Source organism: Streptomyces sp. NPDC058964 (genome assembly GCF_042741275.1).
Classification (GTDB): Bacteria; Actinomycetota; Actinomycetes; order Streptomycetales; family Streptomycetaceae; genus Streptomyces.
In genome coordinates, this window is sequence record NZ_JBHYKH010000585.1 from 1 (window position 1) to 5,339 (window position 5,339).

The 5,339-nt window shown below is 76.1% G+C and carries 2 protein-coding genes; both read left to right on the forward strand.

From position 1 onward, the window contains the following. Nucleotides 1–3,439, forward strand: a 3,439-nt coding sequence (locus ACFW2E_RS40815; protein ID WP_384475372.1) for an SDR family NAD(P)-dependent oxidoreductase, incomplete at its 5' end; no start/stop codon positions are given. A 1-nt stretch (nt 3,440) separates the two neighbouring features. After that, nucleotides 3,441–5,339 (forward strand): polyketide synthase (locus tag ACFW2E_RS40820; protein WP_384475375.1); only part of this gene is annotated, 1,899 nt, incomplete at its 3' end.

Below are 5,339 nucleotides of genomic sequence, written 5' to 3' on the forward strand. Positions count from 1 at the left end.
CCCGGACCCCGTGCGGGCGGCGGTCGTGGCCACCGACGTGGACGGCCTCGTCGGTCAACTGCGCCGGGCCCTGGCCGGGGAGCACGATCCGGCCGCCGGCATCCACCTGGCCGGCCCCGCACCGGCGGACACGGCAGTGAACCGTAGCGCCGGCGCCGTGGCCCAGGCGCCGCCGACGGCCGACGGCACCTCCGCCTCCGGCGGAGGCAAGGTCGCCCTCCTCTTCCCGGGCCAGGGCAGCCAGCGCCCCGGCATGCTCGCCGACGTCTTCATCGCCTTCCCCGAACTGCAGTACTACCTCCAGCTCGGGCGGGCCCACGCCGACCGGCTGTACCCGCCGACCGCCTTCGACCACGCGGGCCACGAGCGCCACCGGGCCGAGCTCACCGACACACGGGCCGCCCAGCCCGCGCTCGGCATCACCGGCCTCGCCGCCCACGCCCTGCTCACGACCGCGGGCGTGCGGCCCGACATGGCGGCCGGGCACAGCTACGGCGAACTGGTGGCCCTGTGTGCGGCCGGTGCCCTCGACCCGGAGACGCTGCTGGAGCTGAGCACCGAGCGGGCCTCGGCCATTCTGGCGGCCGCGGGCGACGACCCCGGCGCCATGGCCGCCGTCACCGCCCCCGCCGAGGACGTCGAAAACGCCCTGCGCACGACCCGTGCGCCCTCCTCGGTGGTCCTCGCCAACCGCAACTCGCCCCGGCAGACGGTGATCTCCGGACCGACGGACGACGTCACCGCCGCCGTCCGCCTCCTGCGGGAGGCCGGGTACGGTGCCCAGCGCATCCCCGTCGCCTGCGCCTTCCACAGTCCTGTGGTGGCCGGGGCATGCGAGCGGTTCGCCGAGGTCCTCCGGGACAAGACCGTACGTCCGCCCGAGTTCCCGGTCTGGTCCAACCGCACGGCCGTCCCCTACGCGTCGGACCCGGACGCGGTCCGCGCGGAACTGGCCGCCCAGATCGGGGCTCCCGTAGCCTTCGACGCCCAGATCGAGGCGATGTACGCGGCGGGAGCGCGGATCTTCGTCGAGGCCGGACCCGGCACGGTCCTCACCCGGCTGGTCGGACAGATCCTCGGCGACCGCCCGCACCGCACCGTCGCCTGCGAGCCCCGAGCCGACGGCGGACTGCGCGGCTGGCTGGACGCGCTCGCCCAACTGGCCGTCGCGGGCCAGCCGGTGCGCACGGGCCCGCTGCTGCGCGGCCGTGACGCCGTCGACGCGCTCGGCACACCGGCACCGAGGCGACCCGGCTGGACGGTCGACGGACACCTGGTCCGCACCGCCGCCGGAGAACTCCTTCCCGGCGCCCTGGCACCGGCCCGACGAGTCGTGGAGACGACCGTGACGACGAACGACCCGCACGGCGTCCCGGCCGGCCAGGACGCGCTGATCTCCGAATTCCTGCGCACCAGCCGGGACATGATCGCAGCCCAGCGGGACGTACTGCTCACCTACCTCGGCGCGGCGCCGGGCACGTCGGTCCCGGCACCTGCTGCCCCCGCCCCGCAGCAGTGGCCGCAGCACCAGTCCGCCGAGCTCCCCGCCGCCCCGCAGCCGGCCTCGCAGCCGGTCCCGGAGGCCGCCACCGCCACCGCCGGCACCGGCGCGGACCCCCGGACGGACGTGGAACGCGTCGTCCTCGAGATCATCGGCGAACGCACCGGCTACCCCGTCGACATGATCGAGCCCGACCTCGACCTGGAGGCGGACCTGAGCATCGACTCGATCAAACGGGCCGAGATAGCGGGCGAACTCGCCAAGCGGCTGGGGATCGGCGCCGGAGCGGACGTCACGGCCCTGGAGGACGCGGAGCTCGAGGAGCTGGCCAGGGCCCGCACAGCGGCCGCCGTCACGGGCTGGCTGACGGCCCGGCTCGACGGGCCCCGGGAACAACCGGCGCCGGAGCCCGCAACCGCCTCGCCGACACAGGAGCCGGCGGAGGAGATCGCGGGGGTCGCCCCGAAGAGGTTCCGGCTGCGCCCGGTGCGCATCGAGCGGCTGGACGAGGCAGCCGATCCCGCCTCCGTCCTGTCCGGGAAGCGTTTCGTCGTGCTCGGCGACGGAGGGGGCACGGCCCCGGAGGTCGCGGCGCGGCTCGCCCCGTACGGCTGCGACGTGGTGACCGCCGGCGCCGCGCACCTGCTCACCGGGGCGGACGGCGCGGTCGACGGCGTGCTGTACCTGGGCGCCCTGTCCGGAGCCGACTCGCCGGTCCTGCCGGACGCCTTCCCCGTGCTGCGCGCGGCCCTGGCGCGGGGACCCCGATGGCTGCTGGCCGCGCGGTCCACGGGCGGCGACGACGCGGCGCGGGCCGCCGGGCTGGACGGCCTGTTCCGCACCGTCGCCCGCGAGTACCCGGACACGGTCGCGCGGACCGTCGGCCTGGACGACCCCACCCCGTCCGCCGTCGCGGACGCCCTGCTCGCCGAACTGCTCGCGCCCGGTCCCGCACCCGTCGTACGGCACACCGCCGAGGGCAGACACGGCTTCGAGCTCGTCGAAGCCCCTCTCGGCCCGCTCGGCAGCACCGGTGCGGGACCGGCCGGCGACGGTGCCGCCGAGGCCGCCGCGCTCGGTCTCGACCGGGACTCCGTGGTGCTGCTGGTCGGCGGCGCCCGGGGGATCACCGCCGAGGTCGCGGCCGCGCTCGCCACCGCGTGCCGCTGCCGGATCGAACTCATCGGCAGGACGCCCGCGCCCGGCGGCCCCGAGAACCCGCGGACCGCCGCCGCCCGCACCCCGGCCGAACTGCGCGCCGCCCTCGTCGCCGGAGCGGGCGGCGGCCCGCTCAAGCCCGCCGAGGTCAACCGCGCCGCCGCACTCGTCCTCGCCCAGCGTGAGATCACCACGACGCTCGCCGAACTCACCGCGCTCGGCAGCCCGGTCCGGTACCACGCCGTGGACTTCCGTGAGGAGGAGGCCGCGCTCCAGGCCGTCAAGGAGATCCACGCCGAGCACGGCCGGCTCGACGGCGTCGTGTTCGCGGCCGGGGTGATCGAGGACCGGCTGATCGCCGAGAAGACCCCCGAGTCCTTCCAGCGGGTCTACGGCACCAAGACGACCGGCGCCGCCGCCCTGCTCACCGCGCTGGAGGAACTGCCCAGCGGGCCGGGCTTCACGGTCCTGTTCGGCAGTGTCTCCGCCGTCCTCGGCAACCGGGGGCAGGCCGACTACGCGGCCGCCAACGACGCTCTGGAGAGCCTCGGGACCGCCTGGTCCGCCCGCACCGGCAACCGCGCCCTGACCGTGCACTGGGGGCCCTGGGCGCCCACCGGCTCGCACGCCGGGATGGTCGGTCCCGAGCTCGGCCGGGAGTACGCCCGCCGCGGCATCCGGCTGATCGACCCCGAGGAGGGCACGGCCGCCCTGCTGCGGGAACTCGCCTGGGGCGACGAGTCGGCCCGCGCGGTCGTCTACACGGCATCGGGCTGGTGACATGACGCTGACGGACCGTCGGACCCCGGTCGCCATCGTGGGGATGTCCGTACTGCTGCCCGGTGCCCCCGACCTCGACGCCTACTGGCGCAACCTCCGGGACGGCGTGGACGCGATCGGGGACGTGCCCGAGGGCCGCTGGGACGCCGACTACTACCGCCCCGGCTCGGCTGCCGGGCCCGCCGTCCCCGACCAGGTCTACTGCCGGCGCGGCGGATTCGTGGACGGGCTGGCCGAGGTCGAGGTCACCCGGTACGGCATCATGCCCGCCTCGGTGCCCGGTACCGAGCCGGACCAGCTGATCGCGCTGAACGTGGCCGCCGCGGCTCTCGCGGACGCGGGGGCCGGGGAGCGGCTGCCCGACCGGCACCGCGTCGGTGTCGTCCTCGGCCGGGGCGGCTATCTCACCCCCGGTCTGGTCCGGCTCGACCAGCGGGTGCGGACGGCGGGCCAGCTCGTGCGCACGCTGGGTGAGCTGCTGCCCGACCTGTCCGCCGGCCAACTCGCGCGGGTCCGGGCGGCGTTCACCGAGCGGCTGGGACCGGCCGGCCCCGAGTCCGCGATCGGTCTGGTCCCCAACCTGGCGGCCTCCCGGATCGCCAACCGCCTCGACCTGCGCGGCCCGGCGTACACCGTCGACGCGGCCTGCGCCTCCTCGCTCGTCGCCGTGGACCAGGCGGTCGGCGAACTCGTCTCCGGGCGCTGTGACCTGATGCTCGCCGGGGGAGTGCACCACTGCCACGACATCACCCTCTGGAGCGTCTTCTCCCAACTGCGCGCGCTCTCCCCGAGCCAGCGCATCCGGCCGTTCCACCGCGACGCCGACGGCATCCTCATCGGCGAGGGCACCGGCGTCGTCGTACTGAAGCGCCTCGCGGACGCCGAGCGTGACGGCGACCGTGTCTACGCGGTGATCCGGGGCACCGGCGTGGCCAGCGACGGCCGTACGGCCGGACTCGTCAACCCCGACCCCGGGGGACAGGCGCATGCCGTGCGCCAGGCGTGGCGGGCCGCCGGACTCGACCCGGCCGCACCGGGCTCGGTCGGTCTGCTGGAGGCGCACGGCACCGCGACCCCGGCCGGGGACACGGCCGAACTGGCCACCCTCACGGAGGTGTTCGGGCCGGGCAAGGCACACGGCGAGGAACACGGCGTGGAGCGCGCGGTGATCGGCTCGGTGAAGTCGATGATCGGCCACACCATGCCGGCCGCCGGAGTCGCGAGCCTGGTCAAGGCCGCCCTCGCGCTCCACCACGGCACCCTCCTGCCCACGCTCCACTGCGACGACCCCCACCCCGCCCTCGCCGGCACTCGCTTCCGCCCGCTGGAGAAGGCGGTTCCCTGGGAGACCGGCCCCGGACGGCCGGTGCGGCGGGCGGCGGTCAACGCGTTCGGATTCGGCGGCATCAACGCCCACGTGGTGCTGGAGGAGGCACCCACGCCGGCCGCCCCGACGACGACAACCACGAGGCCGCGTTCGACGACCGCCGTCGCCGAGCCCGAGCGCGTCCTGCTGCTCGCCGCCGAAAGCCCCGACCGTCTCGCTGCCGTGCTGGACACCGCCGACTCCGCCGTCCTCACTCGCGGTCTGGAGGCCGCCCTTACCCATCCGGACGCGGGACCGGCCCGTCTCGGCATCGTCGACCCGACCGCGAAACGGCTCGCCCTGGCCCGCCGGGCCGTCGCCAAGGGCCGCGCCTGGCAGGGCCGCGGCGACGTGTGGTTCCGGCCCGTACCGCTGCTGGGCGACGCACACGGCGGTCCGGCCTTCGTCTTCCCCGGCCTCGAAGGCGAATTCACGCCCCGCGTCGACGACGTCGCCGCCCACTTCGGCCTCGCCACGGTCGCCCGCGAGCGCGGGGGGGTGGCGGTCGGGGCCGGTGGGCCGCCCGCAGTCTCG